The sequence below is a fragment of the Burkholderia glumae LMG 2196 = ATCC 33617 genome, assembly GCF_000960995.1.
In the GTDB taxonomy this organism is placed as follows: Bacteria; Pseudomonadota; Gammaproteobacteria; order Burkholderiales; family Burkholderiaceae; genus Burkholderia; species Burkholderia glumae.
The window spans coordinates 1,728,701-1,755,112 of the sequence record NZ_CP009434.1 but is presented as its reverse complement, the minus strand read 5'-3'; the positions used below and the strand labels follow the sequence as shown (position 1 = coordinate 1,755,112).

The 26,412-nt window shown below is 69.5% G+C and carries 26 protein-coding genes and 1 riboswitch; of the genes, 3 read left to right on the top strand and 23 right to left on the bottom strand.

All coding sequences use genetic code 11. The features are described from left to right. Window positions 1–14: 14 nt before the first annotated feature. From KS03_RS08540 to KS03_RS32430, 3 genes are read right to left on the bottom strand one after another with little or no spacing between them, the layout of a single operon-like run. Complete coding sequence (locus tag KS03_RS08540; protein ID WP_012733908.1) at window positions 15–398, bottom strand: hypothetical protein; 384 nt, start codon at window positions 396–398, stop codon at window positions 15–17. Continuing rightward, a complete protein-coding gene (locus tag KS03_RS08535) occupies window positions 395–655 on the bottom strand; it encodes a hypothetical protein (protein WP_012733909.1) in 261 nt (86 codons plus the stop codon). The genes KS03_RS08540 and KS03_RS08535 overlap by 4 nt, the downstream gene beginning before the upstream one ends. 1 nt (window position 656) lies before the next feature. After that, window positions 657–1,082, bottom strand: coding sequence for a hypothetical protein (locus KS03_RS32430; protein ID WP_012733910.1), 426 nt, complete (start codon window positions 1,080–1,082; stop codon window positions 657–659). 686 nt (window positions 1,083–1,768) lie between these two features. On the opposite strand from KS03_RS32430, the gene KS03_RS08525 reads away from it, so the two are divergent. Then, window positions 1,769–3,145, top strand: a complete 1,377-nt coding sequence (locus tag KS03_RS08525; RefSeq protein WP_012733911.1) for an amino acid permease — start codon at window positions 1,769–1,771, stop codon at window positions 3,143–3,145. 66 nt (window positions 3,146–3,211) lie between these two features. Here KS03_RS08525 and KS03_RS08520 read toward each other — a convergent pair whose 3' ends face one another. From KS03_RS08520 to KS03_RS08425, 20 genes are all read right to left on the bottom strand, one after another. Further along, complete coding sequence (locus KS03_RS08520; RefSeq protein WP_012733912.1) at window positions 3,212–3,733, bottom strand: 6,7-dimethyl-8-ribityllumazine synthase; 522 nt, start codon at window positions 3,731–3,733, stop codon at window positions 3,212–3,214. A 70-nt stretch (window positions 3,734–3,803) separates the two neighbouring features. Then, a riboswitch (FMN riboswitch) is annotated at window positions 3,804–3,961 on the bottom strand. A 97-nt stretch (window positions 3,962–4,058) separates the two neighbouring features. Further along, window positions 4,059–4,934: an ABC transporter permease gene (locus KS03_RS08515; RefSeq protein ID WP_012733914.1), complete on the bottom strand. Its 876-nt coding sequence runs from the start codon at window positions 4,932–4,934 to the stop codon at window positions 4,059–4,061. Further along, window positions 4,931–5,857 (bottom strand): ABC transporter ATP-binding protein, encoded by a 927-nt coding sequence (locus KS03_RS08510; RefSeq protein ID WP_012733915.1) that lies wholly within the window; start codon window positions 5,855–5,857, stop codon window positions 4,931–4,933. The genes KS03_RS08515 and KS03_RS08510 overlap by 4 nt, the downstream gene beginning before the upstream one ends. A gap of 108 nt (window positions 5,858–5,965) precedes the next feature. Continuing rightward, window positions 5,966–7,021 carry an ABC transporter substrate-binding protein gene (locus KS03_RS08505; RefSeq protein WP_012733916.1) on the bottom strand — a complete coding sequence of 352 codons (1,056 nt, stop codon included), beginning with the start codon at window positions 7,019–7,021 and terminating at the stop codon, window positions 5,966–5,968. Between the two features lie 146 nt (window positions 7,022–7,167). After that, entirely contained in the window at window positions 7,168–8,070 is a 903-nt protein-coding gene (locus tag KS03_RS08500) for a TauD/TfdA dioxygenase family protein (protein ID WP_232252208.1), read from the bottom strand. Between the two features lie 158 nt (window positions 8,071–8,228). After that, a complete protein-coding gene (locus tag KS03_RS08495; RefSeq protein WP_012733918.1) occupies window positions 8,229–8,621 on the bottom strand; it encodes a RidA family protein in 393 nt (130 codons plus the stop codon). Next, window positions 8,618–9,052, bottom strand: coding sequence for an acyl-CoA thioesterase (locus KS03_RS08490; RefSeq protein WP_012733919.1), 435 nt, complete (start codon window positions 9,050–9,052; stop codon window positions 8,618–8,620). The genes KS03_RS08495 and KS03_RS08490 overlap by 4 nt, the downstream gene beginning before the upstream one ends. A gap of 24 nt (window positions 9,053–9,076) precedes the next feature. Beyond that, window positions 9,077–9,685, bottom strand: coding sequence for an anthranilate synthase component II (locus KS03_RS08485; protein ID WP_012733920.1), 609 nt, complete (start codon window positions 9,683–9,685; stop codon window positions 9,077–9,079). Continuing rightward, window positions 9,676–11,220, bottom strand: a complete 1,545-nt coding sequence (locus tag KS03_RS08480) for an anthranilate synthase component I (protein WP_012733921.1) — start codon at window positions 11,218–11,220, stop codon at window positions 9,676–9,678. Before KS03_RS08480 ends, KS03_RS08485 begins: the two co-directional genes overlap by 10 nt. Beyond that, window positions 11,214–12,842 carry an AMP-binding protein gene (locus tag KS03_RS08475; RefSeq protein ID WP_012733922.1) on the bottom strand — a complete coding sequence of 543 codons (1,629 nt, stop codon included), beginning with the start codon at window positions 12,840–12,842 and terminating at the stop codon, window positions 11,214–11,216. Before KS03_RS08475 ends, KS03_RS08480 begins: the two co-directional genes overlap by 7 nt. Continuing rightward, window positions 12,839–14,143: a 3-deoxy-7-phosphoheptulonate synthase gene (locus tag KS03_RS08470; protein WP_012733923.1), complete on the bottom strand. Its 1,305-nt coding sequence runs from the start codon at window positions 14,141–14,143 to the stop codon at window positions 12,839–12,841. Before KS03_RS08470 ends, KS03_RS08475 begins: the two co-directional genes overlap by 4 nt. 87 nt (window positions 14,144–14,230) lie before the next feature. Then, on the bottom strand, window positions 14,231–14,986 hold the full coding sequence (locus tag KS03_RS08465; RefSeq protein WP_012733924.1) for an iron-containing redox enzyme family protein: 756 nt from the start codon (window positions 14,984–14,986) through the stop codon (window positions 14,231–14,233). A gap of 110 nt (window positions 14,987–15,096) precedes the next feature. Next, complete coding sequence (locus tag KS03_RS08460; protein WP_012733925.1) at window positions 15,097–16,272, bottom strand: MFS transporter; 1,176 nt, start codon at window positions 16,270–16,272, stop codon at window positions 15,097–15,099. A gap of 90 nt (window positions 16,273–16,362) precedes the next feature. Beyond that, window positions 16,363–17,424: a 2Fe-2S iron-sulfur cluster-binding protein gene (locus KS03_RS08455; protein ID WP_012733926.1), complete on the bottom strand. Its 1,062-nt coding sequence runs from the start codon at window positions 17,422–17,424 to the stop codon at window positions 16,363–16,365. Between the two features lie 25 nt (window positions 17,425–17,449). Next, window positions 17,450–17,965 (bottom strand): 1,2-phenylacetyl-CoA epoxidase subunit PaaD, encoded by a 516-nt coding sequence (gene paaD, locus KS03_RS08450; RefSeq protein WP_012733927.1) that lies wholly within the window; start codon window positions 17,963–17,965, stop codon window positions 17,450–17,452. Then, complete coding sequence (gene paaC, locus KS03_RS08445; protein ID WP_012733928.1) at window positions 17,959–18,729, bottom strand: 1,2-phenylacetyl-CoA epoxidase subunit PaaC; 771 nt, start codon at window positions 18,727–18,729, stop codon at window positions 17,959–17,961. The genes paaD and paaC overlap by 7 nt, the downstream gene beginning before the upstream one ends. After that, window positions 18,726–19,007, bottom strand: coding sequence for a 1,2-phenylacetyl-CoA epoxidase subunit PaaB (paaB, locus tag KS03_RS08440; RefSeq protein WP_012733929.1), 282 nt, complete (start codon window positions 19,005–19,007; stop codon window positions 18,726–18,728). Before paaB ends, paaC begins: the two co-directional genes overlap by 4 nt. After that, complete coding sequence (paaA, locus tag KS03_RS08435) at window positions 19,000–19,956, bottom strand: 1,2-phenylacetyl-CoA epoxidase subunit PaaA (protein ID WP_012733930.1); 957 nt, start codon at window positions 19,954–19,956, stop codon at window positions 19,000–19,002. Before paaA ends, paaB begins: the two co-directional genes overlap by 8 nt. 9 nt (window positions 19,957–19,965) lie before the next feature. Further along, window positions 19,966–21,711 carry a class I adenylate-forming enzyme family protein gene (locus tag KS03_RS08430; RefSeq protein ID WP_012733931.1) on the bottom strand — a complete coding sequence of 582 codons (1,746 nt, stop codon included), beginning with the start codon at window positions 21,709–21,711 and terminating at the stop codon, window positions 19,966–19,968. Between the two features lie 170 nt (window positions 21,712–21,881). Continuing rightward, window positions 21,882–22,316, bottom strand: a complete 435-nt coding sequence (locus KS03_RS08425; RefSeq protein ID WP_012733932.1) for a carboxymuconolactone decarboxylase family protein — start codon at window positions 22,314–22,316, stop codon at window positions 21,882–21,884. A 1,007-nt stretch (window positions 22,317–23,323) separates the two neighbouring features. On the opposite strand from KS03_RS08425, the gene pdxR reads away from it, so the two are divergent. Together pdxR and KS03_RS08415 are read left to right on the top strand one after the other, a co-directional pair. Continuing rightward, window positions 23,324–24,745, top strand: a complete 1,422-nt coding sequence (gene pdxR, locus KS03_RS08420) for a MocR-like pyridoxine biosynthesis transcription factor PdxR (protein WP_012733933.1) — start codon at window positions 23,324–23,326, stop codon at window positions 24,743–24,745. A gap of 632 nt (window positions 24,746–25,377) precedes the next feature. Further along, window positions 25,378–26,412: a nucleoside hydrolase gene (locus KS03_RS08415; RefSeq protein WP_012733934.1), complete on the top strand. Its 1,035-nt coding sequence runs from the start codon at window positions 25,378–25,380 to the stop codon at window positions 26,410–26,412.

The window sequence follows — 26,412 nt, the reverse complement described above, 5'->3', positions numbered from 1 at the left end:
GGCGCGGGCCACGCTCACAGGTCGCCGCGCACCTCGCCGGTGCCGAGCGCGCTGCGCTGCCGGTTGACCTCGGCCCAGAGCGCCTCGCTGTCGTCTTCGCGCAGCACCATCACCCAGTCCAGCTGGTCGTCGGTCACGCCGAAGTAGTCGAGGATTTCCCGGCGCACGCCATCGAGGAACTGCGCGTATTCCGGCGTGGTCTGCGCTTCCGCGTGCAAGGCGTCGTATTCGGCATCGTCCGCGCCGCCGCCGTGCTCGTCGATGTAGCGCGAGATCCACCGGTCCCGTTCGCTGTCGTAGTCGGCCTCGGCGCGCATCGCCTGGGCGGCGGTAGGATAGTCCAGCTGGGCGAACGCGGCGATCGCCGCCCTCGTTGTCTCGTCGAATGCAGTCGTCATGGCCTGTCTCGGGGGAATCGGCGCACATCATCGCATGGTTGGCGCCGGGCCGGTGCCGCGCCTCGCCGCGATTCAGCGCAGCGCTCGCGCACGATCAGCGCGGCCATCACGATGCCGGCCGCGAGGCTCGTCATGCCGCCGTAGGCCACCAGCCCGAGCGCCCAGCCACGCGCGGCCACGGCCCGCTGATGCCGCTCCATCGCCAGCGCGAGGCAGGCGAACGCGGCCACGCATACCGTCAAGCTCAGCAGGCCCATCTCAGCGCCGCCCCTCGCCCCGGCCAGGCAGCGCCGGCGGCACGTGCGCCGCGCCGCCGGCCCGGCCGGCCCGACGCGGCCGCGCCCGATGGCGGCCGGTGCCGATCGCCAGCAGCGCGTGCAGCGCCGCGAACGCCCACATCATCAGATCGAAGCCCGCGTACACCCAGTCGCCGTCGGCCACGCTGCGCCAGAGCGGCCGGTCGGTGGTCAGCGCGTTGAGCACCGGCAGCAGCGCCAGCAAGCCCGCCGCGATCCACAGCAGCTCGATCCAGGCGCGCCGCGCGGTGCGCGCGAGGAACACCCAGATCACCGCGCCCGCGTAGAACAGGAAGCTGACCAGCATGCCGGTGAGCACCGCCTGCGAGCGCTCGATCGGCAGCGCGATCGCGCCGACGCTGGCCAGCGCGCCTAGCGCATAGCGCATAGCCGCCCAGGATCGCGCAGACGATCTGTGACAGCAGCGGCCCGAGGCGCCGCCAGCGGTCCGACAGGGCGCTCATGCCGCAAGCGCCGCGCGCGCGGCGAACGGGGTGAAACGGGCTTTCACTGCTTTCTCCCTCTCAATCGGGCTACCGGCCGCGCGCGGCCGAGCGGGCCGGCACCGGCACCGCATCGCGCACTCGCGCACGACGAAGTCGCGATGATACGTGATTGCGAACGATTCTCAACCGCAATGACCCGGAAAATCGGGCGAACCGGCGGGGCAAGCCGGCCGCGCGTGGCGGGAACGCCGAAAAACCGCGATGGCCGGCGCCGCAGGCGCGACCCGGACACGCCGTGCCTTTGCGCGCAGCCGTGGACGGCCCGCCCGGTTGGTGCCGGAATGGTTCGACGATGGGCCGTATCGCAGGCTGTTCGGACAGGCGGCTCACGCGTGCGCGTCCCGATGCGCGCAAATCCGCGACCGGCTCGTTGATCCAGCGCAGCGCAGGGTCGTTTCGCCGGGCCGTGCGCGATCGCGGAACGGGGCTCGCCCTCTCCGTGACGCGTCATTTTGAGCGCACACGGCACCGCCTGCGTTGGTAAGATGGGTGGCCGTCCGAACCTGTCTAGACAAGCTCGGGCGCGCTCGCCCCGAGGCCTCCCCGCGACACCCACTCCGGAGTCTTGATGAAGCATCTGCAGCGCCACCTCGGCGCGCGTCACATCCGTTTTCTCGCCCTCGGCTCGGCAATCGGCACCGGCCTCTTCTACGGCTCGGCCTCGGCGATACAGCTCGCCGGCCCCGCCGTGATCCTCGCTTACATGATCGGCGGCGCGGCCGTCTACATGGTCATGCGCGCGCTCGGCGAAATGGCCGTGCGCGATCCCGTGTCCGGTTCGTTCGGCCAGTACGCCACCGACAATCTCGGCCCGTTCGCGGGCTTCATCACCGGCTGGACCTACACGCTGGAGATGGTGATCGTCGCGATCGCCGACGTCACGGCGTTCGGCATCTACATGGGCTTCTGGTTTCCCGGCGTGCCGCAGTGGATCTGGGTGCTCGCGATCGTCACGATCCTCTGCGGGCTCAACCTCTGCCACGTGAAGGTGTTCGGCGAGCTCGAATTCTGGCTCTCGATCGTCAAGGTCGTGGCGATCGGCGCGATGATCGCGGGCGGCGTCGTGATCCTGCTGGCCGGCATGCGGCTGAGCGCGCAGCATGACGCGCCGGCGCTGTCGAACCTCTGGTCGCACGGCGGCTTCCTGCCCCACGGGGTGAGCGGCCTGATCGAATCGCTGGCGGTGGTGATCTTCGCCTACGGCGGCATCGAGGTGATCGGCATGAGCGCGGGCGAGGCCAAGCATCCCGAGCGCGTGCTGCCGCGCGCGATCAACACCGTGCCGATGCGCATCCTGCTGTTCTACGTGCTGACCATGGTGGTGCTGATGTCGATCTTCCCGTGGACCGGCATCGGCACGAGCGGCAGCCCGTTCGTGACGATCTTCTCGGCGCTCGGCGTGCGCTCGGCCGCCACGATCCTGAACCTGGTGGTGATCAGCGCCGCGATCTCGGCGATCAACAGCGACATCTTCGGCGCGGGCCGCATGATGTACGGCATGGCGCGCCAGGGCCAGGCCTCGCCCAGCTTCGCGGCCACCTCGCGGCACGGCGTGCCCTACGTGACGGTGCTCGTGATGACGGCCGCGCTGCTGGTGGGCGTGCTGCTGAACTACCTGATGCCGAAGGACGTGTTCCAGACCGTGGCCGCGATCGCCACCTTCGCGACGGTCTGGGTCTGGCTGATGATCCTGCTCTCGCAGATGGCCATGCGCCGGCGCCTCACGCGCGACGAGGTCGCGGCGCTGAGGTTTCGCGTCCCGCTCTGGCCGGTGGGGCCGGCGCTCGCGATCGCGTTCATGCTGTTCGTGGTGACGGTGATCGGCTGGTTCGCCGAGACCCGCGTCGCGCTGTACGTGGGCCTGGCCTGGCTCGCCGCGCTCGGCGTGGCCTGGCTGCTGCGCCAGCGCTCGGCGCCGCTGCAACCGAGCCGCCCGGAGCGCTGAGCGCGGGCACCCCGCCGCCCGCGCCCGGAACGCGATGCGGGCGGCACGGGCGGCGCCGCTCGAACCTCAGGCCGCCTGCAGCACCCCGGCGCCGGTCGCGCCGCCTGCGCTGGCATGCAGCTTCGCCACCTTCGCGATCGTGTCGGCGCAGGCATGCGCGAGTTCGGCGCCCTTCACGACGAAATGCTCGTGGAAGAATCTGGCGTGCTCGTGCGAGCCGTGATGGAAATGATGCGGCGTGAGCACGGCGCTCAGCACCACGGTGCCGGTTTCGAGCTGCACCTGCATCAGCCCCGAGATCACCGCCTGCGCGACGAACTCGTGCCGGTAGATGCCGCCGTCCACCACCAGCCCCGCGCAGGCCACCGCGGCGTACCGGCCGGTCTTGGCCAGCAGCTTCGCATGCAGCGGAATCTCGAACGCGCCCGCCACCTCGAAGCAGTCGATCTCGGTGCCGGCGATGCCGGCCTCGGCAAGCGCGGCCATGAACGCGGTCTTGCACTGATCCACGATGTCCTTGTGCCAGCACGACTGGACGAACGCGATACGGCGCGGGAATGCCGGGGAGGCTGGGGAAATCTGAGTCATCGACAAGGTCCTGTGTACGAGTTGAATGGGCGCACAGGGCCGCGCCGCACGCCTTGCGCGTGCGGAAAAACCCCGCTCTCTCTCATCCGGACTATGACCGTCGGCCCCGGAATCGCACCGGGTCGGCAGGCATCGCGTCGGGCGCACCCGAGGCGAGCTGTTCGCGGGCTACATGCGCGGAGCATGATTACCGCCGGTGGGGAATTTCGCCCCGCCCTGAGAACGTTCGCGACGCGCCGAGGCGCGTCGCGGCGAAAATCTATCACAGCCGGCGCGACCGCGCATGCCCGTCCCGATCCGGCGGGGCCGGCCGCGCGCCGGCGGCCTAGGCGTGCCAGCGGCGCACCGTCAGGCGTTCGAGCGTGTCGAATACCAGGTGCTCCACCAGCAGCCCGATCACGATCACCGCGGCGAGGCCCGCGAACACGCGGTCGGTGTAGAGCTCGTTGCGGTTCTGGAAGATGTACCAGCCGAGGCCGCCCTGCCCCGCGCTCGCGCCGAACACGAGTTCGGCCGCGATCAGCGTGCGCCAGGCGAAGGCCCAGCCCACCCGCAGCCCCGACAGGATCGACGGCAGCGCGGCCGGCACCAGGATCAGCCAGACCAAGCGCAACCCGCGCAGGCCATAGTTGCGGCCGGCCATGCGCAGCGTGGCCGGCACGCCCAGGAAGCCGGTGTACATGTTCAGCGCGAGCGGCCACAGCACCGAATGAACCAGCACGAACAGCAGGCTGCCGGTGCCGAGCCCGAACCAGAGCAGCGCGATCGGCAGCAGCGCGATCGAGGGCAGCGGGTTGAACATCGCGGTCAGCATCGCCAGCAGGTCGCGGCCGACGCGCGTCGAGACGGCCACCGAGGTCAGCGCGAACGCGAGCACGGCGCCGATCGCGTAGCCGCGCAGCAGCACCGACAGCGAGATGCCGGTCTTGACCAGCAGCTCGCCGCTGGCGATGCCGCCCGCGAACGCGCGCAGCGTGGCGACGAAGGTCGGCACCAGCAGGTCATTGTCGACCAGCCGTGCGACGCCCTCCCAGGCCGCGATCAGCAGCAGCGCGATCAGCGCACGGCGAACCGCGCCCGAGCCGGCCACGCGCGAGGCCAGCGAGGCGCGCGCGGCCTCGCGGCCGGCCTCGGCCGGTTCGAGCGCGCGTTCGTATTCGGCGCGCGGCGCGGCCACGGCCGGCGGGTGAAGCGTGCTCATGCGCGGCCCCCCGGGGCAGATGCGGTGACGGCGCCGGCCGCCTCGGGCGGGTCGAACAACAGGCGGTGGATGCGCGCGACGCTGTGCTGGAAATCGTCGCTGCCGATGCTGTCGAGCGCGAAACGCGCGCTGTCCAGTTCGGCCCGCACGCGGCCCGGATGCGGCGACAGCAGCAGGATGCGATTGCCGACCACCAGCGCCTCCTCGATCGAATGCGTGACGAACAGCAGCGTGAAGCGCGCGTCGTCCCAGAGCCGCAGCAGCTCCTCCTGCATCTTGCGGCGCGTGAGCGCGTCGAGCGCGGCGAACGGCTCGTCCATCAGCAGCACGCGCGGCTGCATGGCGAGCGCGCGCGCGAGCGCGACGCGCTGCTTCATGCCGCCCGACAGCGTATGCGGATAGGCGCTTGCGAAGGCCGCGAGCCCGACCTTGTCGAGGTAGTGCCGCGCGCGCTCGCCGGCTTCGGCCCGCGGCAGCCGGCGCGCCACACGCAGCGGAAACGCGACGTTCTCGAGCACCGTCTTCCACGGCGGCAGCTGGTCGAACTCCTGGAACACGGCCACGCGGTCCGGGCCCGGCCCGGCGATGCGCCGGCCGTCCAGCGCGATCTCGCCCGCTGCCGGTTCGACGAAGCCGGCCACCGCCTTCAGCAAGGTCGATTTCCCGCAACCGGACGGCCCGAGCAGCACGAAGCGGTCGCCTTGATCGACCTCGAAGCTCACGCGCTGCGTGGCGCGCACGATACGCTCGCCGCTGCGGTATTCGAGCGTGACGCGATCGACGGCCAAAAGCGGCACCGCCGGCACGCACGCCGCCGCCGGCTGCGCACCGGCGCGAGGGCGGCCGAGCGCAGCTGCCGCCGGTTCGGCGCCGTTGGCGGTACGCGCGGCGCGCGGCGCCGGCCAGGCATTCGACAGATTCATGCTCACCTCGACGATGCGACGGACAAAACATCAACATACCGGCGCGCAGGGGCGATCCCAACCAATCATTGCCGCTATCCAAATGCGGCGCGCCGATAAGCGCGGCGCTCAGCTGCCGCCCTGCGTGGCCGGATCGTCGAAGAAATAGTCGTGGACCGATTTCGGCTGGTGGCGAATCGCGCCCACGCGATACATGAACTGCGCGAGGCCGAGCGTGTTCTGCGGCGCCGTCTTGAACTGCACCTGCGGGTCGCGCAGGATCTTCAGCAGCAGCGCGCGATCGATCTTCGACTGGTTCACGCGAAGGTAGATGTCGGCCGCGCGCTCGGGATCGGCCGCGATCAGTTTCGCCGCGTCGGCCAGCGCCGCCACGAAGGCGCGATAGGTCTTCGGGTTCGCGTCGCGGAACTTCGAGGTCGCGTACAGCACCGTGGCCGAACTCGGGCCGCCGAGCACGTCGTAGGAATTCAGCACGACGTGCGCCTTCGGGTTGCCGGCCAGCTCCTGCTGCTGGAACGGCGGATTGCCGAAGTGGGCGGTGATCACGCTGCTGTTGGCGAGGATCGCGGCGGCCGCGTCGGGGTGCGGAATCGCCTGCGTGAGCTTGTCGAGCCGGTCGAACGACTTGTCGCCCCACTGCTTCGCGGCGGCGTACTGCAGCAGGCGCGACTGCACCGACACGCCCACCGCCGGCACCGCGATGCGGTCCCTCGCGCTGAAATCGGCGATCGTCTTCACGGCCGGATCGTTGCTCACGAGCTGGTACGGCAGGTTGCCGAGCGAGGCCACGCCCTTCACGTCCTGGTGTCCGCGCGTGCGGTCCCAGACCGTCAGCAGCGGGCCGGTGCCGGCACCGGCGACGTCGATCGCGCCCGACAGCAGCGCATCGTTGACGGCCGCGCCGCCCGACAGCTTGACCCAGTCCACCTGGATGCCGATGCCTGCCTTCTTGCCTTCCTGCTCGATCAGGTGCTGGTCGCGCGCCACGTTCAGCATCAGGTAGACGACGCCGAACTGCTCGGCGATCCGGATCCTGCCCTCGGCATGGGCGGGCGCCGCAGCGCCGAGGCCGCCGGCGGCCGCCGTAGCGGCGACGAGCGCGGCGCCGGCGCGGCGCGCGTGAAGCGTGGTGCGCGCGAGCAAGGCGCGGAACGGAAACGGCATCGGCAACCTCTCGACGGCTGAAGGAAGCGCAAACGGAGCGCGCGGAAAACGGCGGGACGGCAACGGCGGCAGCCGCGCGTGCGGCAGCGGCGCGCCGGCTGCCGAGCGCGAACCGCCGGCGGCGAGCGGCGCCGCCGGCGGCCGCCTCAGACGGGCACGTCGCCCTCGATCGTGGTGCGATACAGCTTGCGGCGCAGATGGTCGGGCGTGCCGGCCGCCAGATGCATCAGCGAGCGGTTGTCCCAGAACACCAGGTCGTGCTCGCGCCACCGGTGGCGATAGACGAACTCGTCGCGCACGCTGTGCGCGAACAGCTCGTCGAGCAGCGCGCGGCTCTCGTCCTCGGGCAGGCCGACGATGCGCGTCGTGAAATGCTCGCTGACGAACAGGGCGCGGCGGCCCGTTTCCGGATGGGTGCGCACGATCGGCTGCTGCACCGCCTTCACCTGCGCGAGCTGCTCCGCACTCAGGTTCGGCCGCCACGGGCTGCGTGCCTGCAGCTCGGCATAGCGCGCCAGATAGGTGTGCTCGGCGCGGCGCCCGCGCACGGCTTGCTTGAGCGCCTCGGGCAGCGTCTCCCAGGCCAGGTGCATGTTGGCGAACAGCGTGTCGCCGCCCTCGGTGGGCAGTTCCTGCGCGTGCAGCAGCGAGCCGAGGCTCGGCTTCTCCTTGTAGGACAGGTCCGAATGCCAGAAGTGGCCCGCGTCGCCGAGGCCGATCGGCTTGCCGTTCTCGACGATGTTCGACACGATCAGCACCTCGGGATGCCCGGGCAGCGCGAACTGGTGCAGCACGTGGGTCTGCAGCGGGCCGAAGCGGCGGCTGAAGGCCACCTGCTGCTCGGGCGTGATGCGCTGCTCGCGAAACACCAGCAAGTGGTGATCGAGATGGGCGCGATGGATGCGCGCGAACGCCGCCTCGCCGAGCGGCTGCGAGAGATCGAGCCCGACCACTTCGGCGCCGAGCGGGCCGTCGAACGGCACGATGTCGAACCCGCGCTCGGGCGGCTGGGCGGCCGCGGGCGGCACGCAAGGAGAACAGGCTAGCAGGGCCGACACGCTCACGTTCTACGATTCCGGCGAAACGAAAACGCCAATTTACGGCCGCGCCCGGCGCATGACAACGAAGCAAAAGCGATACGGATATCAGCCGTGGTCATAACGCGGGCAAGGCCGCGCCGGCCGCGATCTCGGCCGCGCGCGCCGCGTCAGTCGGGAATCACCGCGGTGGCCTCGATCTGCACCTTGGCGCCCTCCACCATCAGCGCGGCCACCTGGAACGCGCTCATCGGCGGGAAATGCCCGATCAGCTCGCGGTACGCGCGGCCCACCTCCTTCGCTTCGGCGAAATAGGCCTCGCGGTCCGCTACGTACCAGGTCAGACGCACCAGATGCTCGGGCTTCGCGCCGGCCTCGGCCAGCACCGCCACGATGTTCTTCAGCGCCTGGATCGCCTGGTCGGCGTAACGCTCGCCGGCCAGCTTCTCCTGCGCGTCCCAGCCGAGCTGGCCCGAGGTGAACACCAGGCGCCCCTTCGCGGCCACGCCGTTCGCGTAGCCGCGCGGGCGCACCCACTGCGGCGGTTGCAAGAGCTGGATCATGCCGTCACCTCCTCGGCCGCCGGCAGGTAGCGCCGCAGCGCCGCGCGGATGTCGTCCGGAAACGGCATCGAGGCCACCTTGTCGAGCGAGATCATCACGAACACCTGCTCGCTGCGCAGGCGCACCTCGTCGCCGACGCGGCCCGTGAAGGTGGCCGTGAGCGAGCGCTCGCCGAGCCGCGTCACCTCGATGCGCAGCGTCAGCACCTCGCCCTGCCGCGAGGCCCGGACGAACTCGGTCTGCAGCTTCACGATCGGAATGCCCAGGCGCCGCTCGATCAGGCCCGCGAAGTCCACCTTCAGCCCTTCGTTGAAGAAGTCCTCGAGCGCCCAGTTGGTCAGCACCAGGTACTGCGGGAAATAGACGATGCCGGCCGGATCGCAGTGGGAAAAACGAATCAGATAGTCTTTTTCGAAGCTTGCCGCGCTCATTGCGAAGTCCTTGCGTGGTACGGGTCAGGCGACGGCGGCAGCCGCACTCGCGGCATGCTGCTCGACGACGCGCAGGTAGTTGGCCAGCATGCTGAAGCCATGTTCGGTCAGCACCGATTCGGGGTGGAACTGCAGGCCGTAGATCGGCAGCTCGCGGTGCTGCATCGCCATGATCTCGCCGGCCGTGCCGTCCTCGTGCGCGATGCGCGCGGTCACCACCAGTTCGGGCGGGAGATCGTCCACCACCAGCGAGTGGTAGCGGCCGACCTTGAACGTCTCCGGCAGGCCCGCGAACAGCTCGGAGCCGTCGTGGCGCATCGGCGAGGCCTTGCCGTGGAACACCTCGGCACGGCGCACCTTGCCGCCGAACGCGGCGGCGATGCACTGGTGGCCCAGGCAGATGCCGAGCAGCGGCAGGCGGCCGGCGAAATGGCGCAGCGCGGCGATCGAGACGCCGGCCTCGGCGGGCGAGCACGGCCCGGGGGAGACGATCACCGATTGCGGCGCGAGTGCCTCGATCTCCTCCACCGTGATCTGGTCGTTGCGCCTCACCTCGACCTGCGCGCCGAGCGTGCAGAGATACTGGACCACGTTGTAGGTGAACGAGTCGTAGTTGTCGATCATCAGATGCATGCCGTTGCCTCCTGTTGCGCCGCGCCGGAGCGCGCCGTTTCGCTCTGGCGTTCCGCCAGCTCGGCCGCCAGCAGCATCATGCGGCTCTTGTCCATGGTTTCCTGCCACTCGCGCTCGGCCACCGAGTCCTTCACCACGCCGGCGCCCGACTGCACGTGCAGCAGCCCGCCCTGCAGCACGCCGGTGCGAATCGTGATGGCCAGCTCGGCCTGGCCGCGCCAGTCGAGATAGCCGACCGCGCCGCCGTAGATGCCGCGCGAGTGCGGCTCGAGCTCGGCGATCACTTCCAGCGCACGCACCTTCGAGGCGCCGCTCAGCGTGCCGGCCGGGAACGTGCTGCGCAGCACGTCGATCCCGTGGACCTGCCCGGGCAGCTTGCCGGTGACGGTCGAGACGATGTGCATGACGTGCGAGAAATATTCGACCGTCAGCAGCTCGTCCACCTGCACGCCGCCGGGCACGGCCAGACGGCCCACGTCGTTGCGCGCGAGATCGACCAGCATCATGTGCTCGGCGATCTCCTTCGGATCGGCCAGCAGTTCCTGCTTCAGGCGCGCGTCCTCGGCATCGTCCTGGGTGCGGCGGCGCGTGCCGGCCATCGGACGGCTCGTGACGATGTCGCCGCGCTGCTGCACCAGCATCTCGGGCGAGGCGCCCACGATCGCGCATTCGCCGAGGTTGACCAGGTAGCGGTACGGCGTCTGCGCGAGATCGCCGAGCGCGCGGTAGAGCGCGATGGCATCGCAGGCGAGCGGGCGGCTCATGCGCTGCGCGAGCACCACCTGCATCACTTCGCCGGCGGCGATGTAGTCCTTGATGCGGTCGACGGCGCCTTCGTAGGCTTCGCGCGCGAAGCCGAACGACAGCCGGCTCGCGTCGACGGCGAGGCCCCGGGTGGTGCCGGGCTCGCGCGCGCGCGCCGGGGCGATCGCGCCCAACTGCGCGGCCATCGCCTCCAGCCGTGCCAGGCCGCGCGCGTGGCTGCCGGCCTCGGACGGATCCTCGTGAACGATGCAGAACAGCTGGCGGCGGCGATGGTCGATCACCACCAGCTCGCGGCTCACCAGCTGCACCACGTCGGGGACCTGCAGGCCCGAGGGCTTGCGCGCCGTGCGGCGCAGGCGCGGCTCGATCAGACGCGTGGTCTCGAAGCCGAAGTAGCCGAACAGGCCGCCCGAGAACGGCGGCAGGCTGTCGAAGTGCGGCACGCGAAAGCCTTCCTGCAGGCGGCGCAGCGCGGCGAGCGGATCGTCGGTGCGCTGCTCGCTCTGCACGCGGCCGTGGCGCAGATGGCGGATCGCATCCTCGTCCAGCTCGATGCGCTCGCCGCAGGGCAGGCCGATGGTCGAGTAGTGGCGCGTAAACGCCGCGTTCTCCCACTCGCCGGTCTCGAACAGGTAGTCGTCGCGCCGGTTCGCGAGCGCGCGATAGACGTCCAGCGGATCGAGCCGCTCGGGCAGCGGCAGCACCTTCCAGAGCGGCACGAGGTTGAACCCCGCCTCGCCGTACCGCGTAAACTCATCCTGGCTCAACATGTTGATTCCTCCACTAGATTGATGCCCGTCCCGTCTTGCAGCGCGCGGCTCGCCAGCTGGGCGAGCGCGCGGCGGTTGGGCTTGCCGTTCGGCGTGAGCGGCAGTTCGTCGACCGGCAGCAGCCTGACCGGCCGCTTGTAGCCGTCGAGCCGGTGCAGCACGGCCAGCACCTGCCGTGCCGCGTGCCCGCCGTGTTGACCATGCAGGCACAGCACCGGGCGGTCCTCGCCATTCGGCTCGCGGCCCGGCACCACGAAGCAGTCGCCGAGTTGCGGCGCATGCGCCACCAGCAGCGCCTCGATCTCGGCCGGCACCACCCAGCGCCCGAACACCTTGAAGCGATCGTCCTCGCGGCCGTGGAAATAGAGGAAGCCGTCCGCGTCGCGGCTGAACAGGTCGCCGGTGCGGTACCAGCCGCCGTGAAAGCGCGCCGCGTCGTCCTGCGGGCGTCGCCAGTAGCCGGGCGAGACGGCCGGCGACTTCACCACCAGCACGCCGGTCTCGCCGGGCCGGACCTCGTGCCCGGCCTCGTCGACGATGCGCGCCTCGCAGCCCGCCAGCAGCCGGCCGAGGCTGCCCCGGCGCAGCGAATCCGGGTAGCTGGTCGCGAACACGTGGCAGAGTTCGGTCGCACCGATGCCGTCGTGCAGATCGAAACCGAAGCGCTCGCGCCAGCGCGCGCCGGTGTTGCCGGCAAGCGGCGCGCCGGCCGAGAACGCCAGCCGCAGCGGGGAATCGTCGGGGCCGAAGCCGTTGTCGAGCAGCATCCGGTACAGGGTCGGCACGGCGAACAGCACCGTGGGCCGGAAGCGTCGCAGGTTCGCCTCCACCTGCGCGGCGTTCGGCCAGGCCGCGTCGAGCACGGCGCTCGCGCCGAGATGGAGCGGGAAGAACAGGCTGTTGCCCATGCCGAAGCCGAAGAACGACTTCGGCACCGAATAGAGCACGTCGTCGGCGCTCAGGCCCAGCTGGCCCGTCACGGCGGCGCAGCAGGCCAGCACCGACGCGGCACTGTGCGTCACGCCCTTCGCGAGCCCGGTGGTGCCCGAGGTGTACTGGATCAGCGCCGGCGCGTGGCGATCACGCAGGACCGCGGCGTCCCATTCCTGCTCCGCGGCCTCCTCCAATGCCTCGTCGGACGACTCGTCGAACGCGTCGCCGGCGAGGGCCGCGGCCGGCGCACGCGGCGCCCCGACGCGCCGTGCGAGCAGCGTGCGATACCAGCCGGCCTCCAGCAGAAACGCCTGCGGGCGCGTGGCCAGGCCGTCGATCGCGGCGCGAATCGTGTCGGCCTGCACCGCCTTGCCATACACCATCAGCGGCTCGGCATCGCCGAGGATGTGACGCAGCGGCGCCGTGTCGAGCTTCGAACTCACCACCACGGGCAGCGCGCCCACCGCGAGCGAGGCGAAGAAGATCACCGCGAGGTCCGGGCCGTCGTCGAGCGCGATCACGATGCGCTCGCCGGGCGCGACTTCCTGCATCGTCATCCAGGCGGCCTGGCGCCGTACCGCGCGATCGAGTTCGGCATAGCTGAGCGCGAAGTCGGGGCCGATGTAGGCCGGCTTGTCGAGGTGGCGCTTGTTGAACAGCAGCGCGGCAGCGAGATTGACGTCGCTCATACGCTGCGCTCCAGGTCGTAGCGGTCGGCTTCCTCGTCGGCCGCCTCGGCCGCGCCGGCACCGGCTTCGGCGCGCTCGCCGTGGCTGCGCGACAGGCGATGCGCGGCCAGCAGGCCGGCCAGATGCCCGGCCAGCGACAGCGCCTGGTCCGCGTTCAGGCGCGGATCGCAGCTGCTGAGATAGGCGCGTTCGAGGTCGGACTCGCCCGGCACGCTGGCCCCGCCGATGCACTCGGTCACGTCCAGCCCCGTCAGCTCCAGATGCACGCCGGACGGATGCGTGCCGGCCGCGCGATGCGCCGCGAAGAAGCCGTCGAGCTCGGCGACGATGTCGGCATAGTGGCGCGTCTTGATGCCGGTGCGGGTCTGGGTGCCGTTGCCGTGCATCGGATCGGACATCCAGCCCACCTCGCGGCCCTCGCGGCGCACCGTCTCGAGCAGCGCGGCGAGCCGGTCGATCTTGCCCGCGCCCATGCGCGGAATCAGCGTCAGGCGCCCGGCCTCGTTGAGCGGGTTCAGCACGTCGATCAGCCGCAGCAGATCGTCGTGGCCGATGCCGGCGCCGAGCTTCAGGCCGATCGGGTTGCGCACGCCGCGCAGGAATTCCACGTGCGCGCCGTCGATCTGGCGCGTGCGCTCGCCGATCCAGAGGAAGTGGCCCGAGCAGCAATACCAGTTGCCGAGCTCGTCGCACTCCACCATGCTCTGCTCGTAGGGCAGCAGCAGCGCCTCGTGGCTGGAAAAGTAGCTGCCGCCGGTGCCGAACATGCCGGTGTCGTCGAGACCGCGCAGATAATTGAGGCTGCCGGCGGCGCGGAAATACGCGGCTTCCATGCGGTCCGGGTCGTGCTCGCGTGCCCCGGCGTCGAACGCGGCGTCGTTGATGATGTCGCCGCGATAGCTCGGCAGCGACCGGCCGCCGCGTTCTTCTTCCGGCTTGCTGCGCGGCTTCGCGTACTGGCCGGCGATCCGGCCGATGCGCACGACGGGCAGCCTCGACGCTTCGCCGATGGTCTGCGCCATGCGTTCGAGCAGGCGGTAGTGGCGCCGGATCACGTCTTGCCGGAAATCGGCAAACGTTTCTGCGCAGTCGCCGCCCTGCAGCACGAAGCCGCGGCCGTGCGCGACGTTGGCCAGCCAGGAGCGCAGCCGGCGGATCTCGCCGATCGCGACGAGCGGCGGGTAGCTGCTGATGCGCGAGAGCGTGGCCCCGAGCGCGGCGCCGTTCACGTAGTGAGGCAACTGCTGTTGCGGCATCGACTGCCAAGTCGTCGGATGCCAGGGTTCGCGTAAAGTTGACATCTCAGTCCCGTTCTTAAACCTGTTCCGCTGATCACTGGGCGGGCCTTCGCGGGGAACGGCCGGCCGCTGACTCATGCGCTGCCCGGCTCAGGCCGCAGCGCCGTCCTCTTGCGTGGCCGCCTCGTATTGCTGGCAGGCCTGCCAGACCGCGTCGAACATCTCGACGCGGCGTGCGATCAGCTCGCGCCCCACGCGCACCGCGAACTCGAAACGCTCCGGCTCGTGGTTGGTCAGCTGGCGCATGAGGGCCAGCATGGTCAGCGCGTGGTCCTCGTCTTCCTCGATGTGCAAGCGGAAGAATTCGGTGGCCTCCTCGGTGTGGCCGGACTTTTGCAGCGCGAGCAGCACGGGCTGATAGATCACCGGCACGATCGCCTCGGCGCCGAGGCACATCGCGGCGAGGCCCGCCAGCGGATCGCTCGACTTGCAGTGGGCCATCATGGTGTTCCTGAGCTGCAGCGTGGCCGGCAGCGGCTCGTGGTCGGCCGGCACCACGCCCACCACGCGCAGCGTGCGCTGGAACATCTCGGCATGCGTCATCTGGCCATCGCCGTCCACGCCCATTTCCTCCTGCAGGTTCTCGAGCAGCGCGCGGATGCTCTCGCTGTCGCCGAGCTGGCCGATCAGCGCGCAGAGGTAGCGCGTGAAATGGCGCGAGTAGTGGCTGTGCTGGGCCAGGAACGTTTTCAGCGTCTCGGGACTCGCCTCGCCGCTCGCGAGCGCGATCAGCAGCGGGTGCTCCACCAGTCGCTGCAAATCCTGCTCCTGCAGCCAGCCTGCCCAGATCTCGCTGACGAGACCGTGGGGCTTTTGCTGCGCGGATTTGCTGCGATCGACTTCCATCAAAATTTCCATATCTGCCTCTGTTGAAGAAATAAACACTGCATCGTTGCCGGCGAGACGCCGCGCGAATCCGCACGAGGCCGCGCCCCAATGAAAATCCGGCTGCCGCCTCAGGCCGGACTGAACCTCACCTCGCCGCTGCGCAGCAGCGCGACGCCGGTGCCGGCGCACAGCAGCGGGAACAGGAACATTCCCGGCCAGCCGTAGTGGCGCGCGACGATGCCGCCGAGCCACGAGCCGAGCGCGGCGCCGGTGAAGAAGACGGTCATGAACAGGCTGCTCAGGCGCGAAGCCGCGCCGGGATCGAGGCTCAGCACACGGCCCTGCGAGATCACGTGGACCGAACGGATGCAAAGGTCGCAGCCGATGAAGAAGACGACGATCATCGCCACGTGCGTGCCGATCGCGAAGCCGGCCAGCGAGACGGCGGCTAGCACCACACCGAACAGCGCGATCACGCCGGTCCAGTGCAGGTGGCGCTGCAGCCGGCGCGCGAGCTGCGGCGCGCGCAGCGCGACGATCGAGGTGCAGGCCAGCAGCCCGGTCTGGCCCGCACTCCAGTTGAGCGTGGCGTGCGCGAGCGAGACCACGTTGGCCCAGATGCCGTTGGAAGCGGCGAAGAAGCAGGCGGCCACCAGCGCGAGCCGGCGCAGCTCGGGGTAGCCGCGCCACAGCCCGAGCTGGCGGCGCAGCATCTGGCCGTAGCGCGGCGGCGTGCCCATCGGCACCGGGCCGAGCACGCGCGCGAGGCCCGCCGCCCACGACAGCGTGAGGCCGCCCGCGAGCAGATACACGTGGCGCCAGCCGATGTGCTCCGCGCCCCAGCCGGACAGCACGCGCGCGCAGAGCAGGCCGCCGAACAGCGCGGACATCATGCCGCCCACCACGCGGTTGCGCTGCTCGGGCGCGAACGCCTTCGCGCAGTAGGCGATCAGCAACTGGCCGCCGATCGACAGCATGCCGGCGAGCAGGCACAGCACGGTCAGCACCTCGAGCGAGGGCGCCGCCGCTTCGGCCGCCACCACCAGGCCGAGCGCGCCGACCACGCCGGGCACGAGCCGCCGCGGGGCGACCAGGTCGCCGAGCGGCAGGCCGAGCACGAGGCCGAGGCCGTAGCCGAGCTGGGTGGCCACCGACAGCCGTGACAACAGGCCGGCCGGCACCTGGAAGCCGGCGGCGATCGCCTCCGTCATCGATTGCTGGTAGACCACCGCGGCTACTGAGAAGCCGGTGGCGAGGCAGAACAGCCACTGCTCGGTTCGCGACAGGGTTTTGCTGGCTTGCATGCTTGTCCGTGTAGTGGGATTCGGGTCCGGGAGGCGCGCCAACGCGGCGCGCGGCAATGCGGGCAGACGGCGCAGCCCGCTCGTTCCAGCTCAGTCGAACTCGAGCACGAGGTTCGGCGTGCTCGGGCGCGCGCGGCAGCCGAGCACGTAGCCCTGGGCCAGTTCGTCGGCGTCGAGCGCGTATTGCGCGTCCATCTCCACCGCGCCCTCGACCACGCGACAACGGCAGGTCGCGCACACCCCGCCCTTGCACGAGTAGCGCAGGTCGATGCCGGCGGCGAGCGCCTCGTCGAGGATCGTGGCGGCCGAGCCGGTCCATTCCACCTGGCGCGTGGCGCCGTCCACGATCAGCGTCATGCGCTTGCCGGCCTCGGCCGCGCCGGCCGGCCGCTGCACGACCGCGGCCGGCGCGCCGGCCGGCTGGAAGTATTCGCGCTTGATGCGCGGCGTCGGCACGCCGCTGTCCTCCAGCGCGCAGCAGACCTCGTCCATCATCTGGGCCGGGCCGCAGACGAACGCGTAATCGATCGAGGCCGCCGGCAGCCAGCTGCGCAGCAGCCCCTGCACGCGCTCGTGGGTGAGGCGCCCGTTGCACAGCTCGACTTCCTGCGCCTCGCCGCTGAACACGTAGATCAGCGACAGCCGCGACGCGTGGCGGTCCTTCAGGTCCGCCAGTTCCTCGCGGAACATCGTCGAGCCGACGTTGCGGTTGCCGTAGACGAGCGTGAAGCGGCTCGCCGGCTCCTCCTGCAGCGTGGTCTTGAGGATCGACAGCATCGGCGTGATGCCGCTGCCGCTTGCGAAGCCCGCGTAATGGCACGCACGGTCGGCCGCGAGCGGCACGTAGAAATTGCCCGACGGCGGCATCACCTCGATCTGCTGGCCGGCACGCAGGTTGGCCTGGGCCCAGCCCGAGAACACCCCGCCCTCCACCTTCTTGATGGCCACCCGCAGCGGCGCGCCCACCGCATTGCAGAGCGAATAGGCGCGGCGCACGTCCTGGCCGCCGATCGTCGCGCGCAGCGTCAGGTGCTGGCCCTGGCGGTGCGAGAAGCGCGAGGCCAGGGTTTCCGGCACGGCGAACTCCAGCACGGTGGCATCGCGCGTCTCGGGATACACGGCCGAGATCGTCAGCGGAAAGAACTGCGACATGAATGGCTCCTTTTTGCCTTGCGCGTCAGATGCACTTGAAGTGCTCGAACGGATTCAAACAATCGTCACAGACATACATCGACTTGCAGAGCGTGCCGCCGAACTCGCTCGTCATGCGCGTCGCGCACGAGCCGCAGTGCGGACACGGCGGCGCGGGCGGCACGAAGCGCAGCGGCTGCCAGCCCTCGCCCACCGGCAGCGGCGGCGCGATGCCGGCGGCGGCGAGCTTGGCCTTGCCGGCGGGCGTGATCCACTCGGTGGTCCAGGGCGGCGCGAGGCGGTTCTCGATCGTCACGCGATCGATGCCTTGATCGTTGAGCGCGCAACGGATCGCCTCCTCGATCGGCAGCTTCGCCGGGCAGCCGCTGTAGGTGGGCGTCACCACCACGCGCAGCACGTCGGCCACCCAGCCCACCTCGCGCACGATGCCGAGATCGACCACCGAGATGAACGGCATCTCCGGGTCCGGCACGCGTGCGATCCATTCCCAGATCCGTTCGACGTCGGGACGGACTTGGCCTGCGTCGAGCACGCTCACCATTGCGCCCCCGGATGCGCGCGTTGCAGGTACTGCATCTCCATCAGCAGCCAGACCAGGTGCTCGGAGTGCTCGCCGCGCTTGCCCGACTGCTTGCGCAACGCACCCGCGGGCAGCGAGATGCCGGCCTCGCCGAACACCTCCTTCACGTAGGACTGCCACTTGATTTGCAGATCCGTAAGATTGCAGCCGATGCCGCACTCGAGCATCGCCCGGTCGAGTTCGTCCATCTCGAACAGCTCGCCGGTGAATTCCCAGCACCCGTCGAGCGCGCGCAGCAGCTTGGCGCGGCTCAGCTCGGTGCCGCCCGCCAGCCGCACGATCCAGTGGCTGCTGCGCCGCAGGTGATAGGCGTTCTCCTTGGCCGACTTCGCCGCGATAGCCGCGATCTGCGCGTCCTGCGAATGCGCGAGTGCGGCCAGCACCAGCGCGTACCAGCTGTCGAACAGGAACAGCCGCATCTGCAGGTCGGCGAAGTCCTGGTTCGGCTGCTCCACCAGCAGCACGTTGCGGAACTCGTGCGCCTCGCGCAGGAAGGCCAGCTCGTCCTCGCCGCACGCCACCGGGTGCAGGCTGCCGGCATAGCCGAGCCAGAGCCGCGCCTGGCCCAGATAGTCGAGCGCGACGTTGGACAGCGCGAGGTCCTCCTCGAGCGTCGGGCCGTGGCCGCACCAGGCGCACAGTCGCTGCGACAGGATCAGGCAGTTGTCGCCGAGGCGCAGCACGTAGTCGGCCAGCCCCATGTCGAATCCGTTGTGGGTCTTCACAGGTTCTGCACTCCTTCCGGTACCTGAAAGAACGTGGCGTGGCGGTACGCCTTGTCCTGGGACGAGGCGAACCAGGCGGCCTTGTCGTCCGGATCGCTCGTCACGAGATGCTCCGAGGCCACCAGCCACAGGCTCACGCCCTCGCCGCGGCGCGTGTAGACGTCGCGCGCGTGTTGCAGCGCCATCTGCGCGTCGGCAGCCTGCACGCTGCCCACATGGCGGTGCGCCAGGCCGTTCTGGCTGCGCGCGAACACTTCCCAGAGTTTCCAGTCAGCCATGCGCGGCCTCCGCAATTTCCTGACGGGCGGCATAGGCGGCAGCCGCCTCGCGCACCCAGGCGCCGTCGTCCCAGGCCTTGTTGCGCGCCTCGATGCGGGCACGGTTGCAAAGCCCGCCGCCGTTGATCACGCGCTCGAACTCGTCCCAGTCGATCGGCCCGGTCTCGTAGTGGCCGGTCTCCTCGTTGAAGCGCAACTGATCGTCCGGCACTTCCAGGCCGAGGTAATGCACCTGCGGCACGGTCTGATCGATGAATTTCTGGCGCAGCGCGTCGTTGGAATAGAGCTTGATGCCCCACTTCATCGAGCGCGCCGAGTGCGGCGAATCGGCATCGGGCGGGCCGAACACCATCAGCGTCGGCCACCACCAGCGGTTCAGCGCGTCCTGCGCCATCTGGCGCTGCGCCGGCGTGCCCTGCGCGAGCTTCATCACCAGGTCGAAGCCCTGCCGGTGGTGAAAGCTCTCCTCCTGGCAGATCCGCACCATGGCGCGCGCATACGGCCCGTAGGAGCAGCGCGACAGCGGCACCTGGTTGACGATCGCCGCACCGTCGGTCAGCCAGCCGATCATGCCCACGTCGGCCCAGCTCAGCGCCGGATAGTTGAAGATGTTCAGGTACTTCGCCCGGCCCTCGAGCAGCTGCTGGTAAGCCTGCGCGCGCGAGATGCCGAGCGTCTCCATCGCGCTGTAGAGGTACTGGGCGTGGCCGGCCTCGTCCTGCACCTTGGCGAGCAGGATGCACTTGCGGTGCAGCGTGGGGGCGCGTGCGATCCAGCCGCCCTCGGGCAGCATGCCGACGTATTCCGAGTGCGCGTGCTGGGCCATCTGGCGCATCAGCGTGCGGCGGTAGGCGGCCGGCATGGGGTCCTGCGGCTCGATCTTGCGGCCGTCGTCGATGCGCTGCTGGAATGCGGCTTCGTCGACCTGTTCAGTGTCCAGGATGTCCATCTCGCCTCCTCAAGCCGCGAACACGTGTTCGAGCAGGCTGCGCTCGGCTTCGCGCGGCAGCGCGGACAGATCGGCCTGGTGGTTCCAGCGCAGCTCGACGAAGCGGCTGCGGTCGCCGCCGTCGAAGTCGCGCTGCCACGACCAGAAGCTGTCGCGCACGACGCGCTTGAGCACCTTGCCGGTGGAGCCCAACGGCAGCGTGAACTGCGGCGCGATCACGCCCACGCAGAGCGTGTAGTCGGGCAGGCTCGGCTTGCCCTGGAACGGATGGCAGGCCAGCGCGTGGTGCAGCAGCTGATCGGCCTCGAGCGTCGCGCCGGCCGCGAGCCGCACCAGCACCAGCACCGCCTCCTCGCGCACCGGACCGCGCGCGACGCCCGTCACCGACACGTCGAACACCGAGTCGAGCCGCAGCAGGTGTTCCTCCAGCAGCAGCGTGTAGCCGGGCGTGCCGAGCGTGGTGTCGACCACGTCGACGATGCGGTCGAGGTGGACGAACTCGCCGTTGGGCTTGCGCAGGCCCACATCGCCCGTGAGCCAGTAGCCGTTCAGGCGCGTGAGCGCGGTCAGGTGCGGCTGGCCGTGGTAGCCGGGCGTGACGGTGGGCGAGCGCACGCCGAAGTAGCCGGGCTCGCCGTCGTCGAGTTCGCGGCCGTCCGGCGAGAGGATCACGCAATGCGCATACGGCGCGGGCGAGCCGACGGTGCGAATGGTGGTCACGTCGTTGGCGCGCGAAACCTTGTAGAACTGCGACATGCCGAGTTCGGAGGCGCCGAACATGTCGGTGAAGCGCGCGTCCGGGGCAATCCGCAGCAGCTCGCGGATGTGCGATTCGTGCGCCGTGTCGCCGGTGTTGTAGAAGCGCTGCACGGTGCCGAGGAAGTTGTCCGGCAGGTTCTGCTCGGCGAGCGAGGCGTAGGTCTGCGAGAACGCCGTGACGATGGTCGCGCGAAACGCGACGATCGCTTCCGCCACCGGGGCGCCCAGCTGAGTGTTCAGCGAGAGCGTGGGCAGTTGCAGCAGCGTGCCCGTCATCAAATAGCTGATGCCCGCGGCATGGGTGGTCGGCATCGCGGTGGCGAGGCGGTCGTCGTCGCGCTCGACGAAGCCCTGCAGGCGCTCGCGCTTGCCGGCGAAGAACTGGTCGTGGCCGAACAGCACCGCCTTCGGGATGCCCGTGGTGCCCGAGCTATGGCAGATCATGATGGTGTCCTCGCCGCGGCGCGCCACCGGCCAGCCGCCGGCCGGCAGCGCCGCCTGCGGGGCGGTGCTGCCCTCGACGAAGCCGGCGTCGAGCGCGCGCAAGCCGTCCAGCGGCGCCGGCAGCCGCCAGCGCGCGGCCGTCTCGCGGTCGTAGGCGAACACCGTGAAGCGGTTGATCTGCGCATAGGCGACGGCGATGTCGACGCGCAGGTTGCCGTTCACCAGCACCGGCACGGCGCCGAGGCTGTTGAGCGCGAGGAAGTGCAGGAACGAGGCGATGCCGTCGCCGAGGTAGAGGCAGACATGGGCGCCCTGCTGCACGTCGTGATGCGTGTACCAGGCGGCCAGCTCGGCCACCACCGCATACAGCGTGTCGAGCGAAAAGGACGAATGCGCTTGGCCGGACGGCGAGACGTAGGGCTTTTCCAGAAACAGGAATATCTCGTCCCGCTTCGGATAGGCCTCGTGCGCCTTGGTGAGGAAATTGCCGGCGCCGAGCGCCTTGTCGTCGAACAGCTTGGCCCATACTTCCTTTTTCGCCTGAACTTCCATTTTTTCCCTCGTGGTTCTTGAGATGTACGAATCAGCGAACTGATACTGCGATCGGCATTCGTCCGGACGAACGAAGCCCGCACGGCGCGCGATGCGCACCATGCCCTCCTGTCGATTGCCAGCGGATAATCGGCCGGCGGGCGGCGGCCGTTGGCCTGCCCGCCGCGCCCTCAGTCGCGACGCATGCCCACCGCGAGCCGCGTCATGGCGTTCATCAGCGCGATCGCGAACGTCAGGTCCGAGATCTCCACCGCGCTGAAATGGCCTTCGAGCGGCCGGTACGACGCGTCGTCGGCATGCGTCACGGCCACGTGCGTGAGCGACTCCGTCCATTCGAGCGCGGCCTTCTCCCGCGCCGTGAACTGCGAGCTGACGCGCCAGCCGGCCAGCTCGGCCAGGCGGCGGTCGGTCTCGTTGCGCTCGCGCAGGCTCTTGGTGTGCTTGTTGAGGCAGAACGAGCAGCCATTGATCTGCGCGATGCGCAGGTAGACGAGCTCGATCAGCGGCAGCCCCAGCGTGCTGTGTTCGAGGCCGTCCTTGACGTCGCGCAGACCCTGCAGCAGCCGCGGCGACAAATTCCAGTATTCGAGGCGCAAACCGTTCATATCCTGTCCGTTCAAATCCGTTCAAATCCGTTCGAATCGGTCCGAGCATCGCCGCGCCAAGCGCGGCGATGCTAAAGACGAGAACCAATTACGCAATACGGGTTTCGTGAATAGCTTTCCCGTTTTTCATCAGCCCACTCACGGCCAATATCTTTCAGTTTGAAAGATTAAACGATCCGTAACATCATGCTGCCTGATTGCGTTTCATCGTTTCATTTCACGACCGGGGGCAATATACATTACCGATCGAGATCGTTTCACGGACAAGATGGCACTTATCGAGCATGACAAGATCGGCATTGGGTATCGCGTATTTTTTACCATGTCGTGCTTAAGCCTCTGATAAAAACTACGTTGTGTCGGCACGCGGACACCGCAATCACGGCCGTGTGAAACGACGATGTCGACCGCGGTTTGCGCCTCGCCGCGACGAGGCCTGCCGGTCAGATGGGCCGCGCCGGCCTCGCGGCAGCCGCCTGCGTCTTTCCCGGAAACCTTTGCGGGTCGAGACTTTCCGGCGGACGACCAGTCCCGGCGAGGCGAGCCGCGATGCCGGCCGAGACCGCGACTCGCTGCTCGCGCAAGGTTCGGCCCGATGGTGCGCCGCGGCGCCGACGCGGGACACACGCCTGCGCCTTACTCAAATAGGCAATTCGTTTTATTTGCCGCATTCAGGAATTGGCCGGCACCGGCGATCATGAAAATATCGGGGCCATACGCGCAGCAGATCAAGCGCGGTGCATGCGGGCGAGCCCCATTCATCTCAGGCAATGCAAATATCCATTTCCGTTTCGTCAATGCACCGCACGCGCATGCCGAAAATCGGGAGATCGGCATTTTGTGATAGGTTTGACACTGACACCGAGATTAAAATACTGACTGGTGATTGTTTCCTATCTGTTTGACCTCGCACGGCGGGTCCGATCGGACTCAGGGATCGCGTGGTGGCGGCGAGCCTTGGCAGTCCCCATTCGACTCGCGCGTGTCAGGAGTTCTGGAGCATTAAATTGGCGGGACATGAGCATTTGCAATACGGCAGCGAAGACCCCTTGTATCGGCAGATCTATGAACGCTTTCGCCGCGCGATCGCGAACGGCACCTATGCGCCCGGCGCGCGCGTGCCGTCGGTGCGCAACTTGGCGAGCGAACTGCAGATCTCGCGCGGCACCGTCGAACTCGCCTACGATCTGCTGATCGGCGAGGGCTACCTGGTGGCGCGCGGCCAGGCCGGCACCATCGTGTCGCCGTCGCTCGCGCCGCAGCAGGTGCGCGATTCGCTGCAGCGCGCCGACACCGCACGCCCCGTGGCACGCCCGTACGATGCCGCGATGGAATCGAGTCCGCCGCCGTTCCAACTCGGACTGCCGGCGCTCGACCTGTTCCCGCACAAGCTCTGGGCCACGCTCGTCACGCGTCAGGCGCGCGTGCAGAGCCGGCTGTTCGCCTATCCGAACCCGGCCGGCTACCAGCCGCTGCGCGAGGCGATCTCGGCCTATCTGCACATCTCGCGCGGGCTCGACTGCTCGCCCGAGCAGGTGTTCGTGCTGCCCGGCTACCGCGGCGTGATCGGCCTGCTCTCGCACACGCTGCTGCGCCCGCTCGACGAGCTCTGGCTGGAGGACCCGTGCTTCCCCCCGAGCCGCTACCTGTTTGCGGAAATGGGCGCGCGGATCGTGCCGGTGCCGGTGGACAAGGACGGGATCAGCGTCGCCAAGGGCAGGGAGCTCGCTCCGCATGCGCGCTTCGCGCTCGTCACGCCCGCGCACCAGAGCCCGCTCGGCGTGCCGCTGTCGCTCGCGCGGCGGCTCGAGCTGATCGCCTGGGCGCAGCAGAACAACGCGTTCATCATCGAGGACGACTACGACAGCGAGTTCCGCTACGATGGCCGCTCGCTGCCCGCGCTCGCCAGCCTCGTGACAACCGGCAACGTGCTCTACGTGGGCACCTTCAGCAAGGCGCTGAGCCCGGCGCTGCGGCTCGCCTACCTGGTCGTTCCCAAGCCGCTCGTGGCGCGCTTCAACGAGGCCTGCGCGCGCCTGCACGACGGCTGCCCGATGCTGATCCAGGGCGTGACCGCCGACTTCATCAACGAAGGCTATTTCGCGCGGCACCTGAAGAAGATGCGGGCCGCCTACTCGCAGCGTCGCGAGATGGTGATCGAAAGCATGCGCGCCACGTTCGGCGGCCGCATGCAGTACGAGGACCTGCCCTGCGGCCTGAACCTGCTCGCGAGCCTCGACGACGCCGAGGACGACCGCCTGCTCGCCCAGCGCGCCAAGAGCCGCAACCTCGCGGTGGAGCCGCTATCGGGCCGGTATATCGAGGCGCCGCCGAAGAAGGGACTGCTGCTCGGCTTCGCGAACGTGAAGTCGCAGGAGAAGGCGCTCGCGCTCGCGCGCGAGCTGAAGGCGGCGATCGAGGCGCAGTGAGCCGGGCCGGCGGGACGGCACCGATACGGCCGGCGCTACGGCTTGTTGCCGAAGCTCGAGGCTTGCCGGGCCTCGCGGCGCTTTGCGCGACACCACGCGGACCTCCAGCCCCTTGATGCACGGCGCGTTGAAACCGTCGTCGGGCGCGGGCTTGACCGCGCCGGTCAGCGTCCAACGGTGGGGTAGAACCATCGCTGTGCGGTTTCATCGCTCGTGCCCAGTCGGCGCGGCGCGGCGCGATTCGCGTGCCCGGCGTGATCGCGGCCGTCGCGCGCATCGAGGCGACGATCCGGCGGCTGTGCCGGCCAGCCCGCTGCGGGCTTCGGGATCGGCCACGCGCGGTCCAGGGGGCGCATCAAGGACGGGCGCGACAATAGTCTGGATAATTCCCGCCCACCTCTGCAGAATAGGGGCGCCGCCGTCGTCGCCACGACGCCGCCGGCATCGTGCCTGGAGGCGCGCGGCGGCGGCGACGTGATCGAGCGTCGGCCGAAGCGGCACCAGGTGAACCTGCAGGCCGATGGTTGAGCGCCGAAGCCGATCGCCCTCGCCTCGACGACGCGCGGGCAACGGGCGGCCGGCGAGCGACGGACGGCGGCACCCTCGGCATGCGTCACGTCTTCCGAACAACCATGTCCAAGACAACCAGGCGGAGCTTTCTCATGACGACCACCGCACTCGCGGCGGGCACGCTGTTCCCGCTCACCAGTTTCGCGGCCGGCGAGCGGCGCGATGTGATCATCGACACCGATCCGGGCCAGGACGACACCATCGCGATCCTGTTCGCACTGGCCGCGCGCGACCGGCTCGACGTGCGCGCGCTGACGGCGGTGGCCGGCAACGTGCCGCTCGAACTGACCTCGCGCAACGCGCGCATCATCCGCGACTGGGCCGGCCGCACGCAGACGCTGCCCGTCTACGCCGGCTGTGCGCGCCCGCTCGCGCGCGAACTCGTGACGGCGGCCAACGTGCACGGCAAAACCGGCATCGAGGGCGTCGAGCTGCCCGAGCCGCTCGCCCCGCTCGCCCCGCAGCACGCCGTGCAATACCTGATCGAGACGCTGCGCGCGGCGCCCAAGCGGAGCATCACGCTCTGCACGCTCGGCCCGCAGACCAACCTCGCCGCCGCGCTGGCCGAGGCGCCGGAGATCGGCGAGGCGCTGCGCGAGATCGTGATGATGGGCGGCGCCTTCTTCGAGCGCGGCAACATCACGCCGGTGGCCGAGTTCAACGTCTACGTCGATCCCGAGGCGACGCGGGCGGTGCTGGCAAGCGGCGTGCCGATCACCGTGGTACCGCGCGACGTGGCCGTGAAGGCCGCGATCACGCCGGCGCGCATCGCGCCGTTCCGCGCGCTCGGCAACCGCTGCGGAAAGATCGTCGCCGACATCATGACGGCCGAGGTCGCGTACCAGCGGGCCACGGCCGGCGTCGACTGGGCGCCGATGTACGACCCGAGCGCGACCGGCTACCTGATCGAGCCGTCGCTGTTCAAGGGCCGCGCCGTCAACGTCGAGGTCGAGACCGGCAGCGCGCTGACGCTCGGCGAAACGGTGATCGACTGGACCGGGCGCACCGGGCGCAAGCCGAATGCGACCTGGATCACCGAGGTCGACGCGGACGGCTTCTACGCGGCGCTCCACCGGCGCATCGCCAGCCTGCCGTGA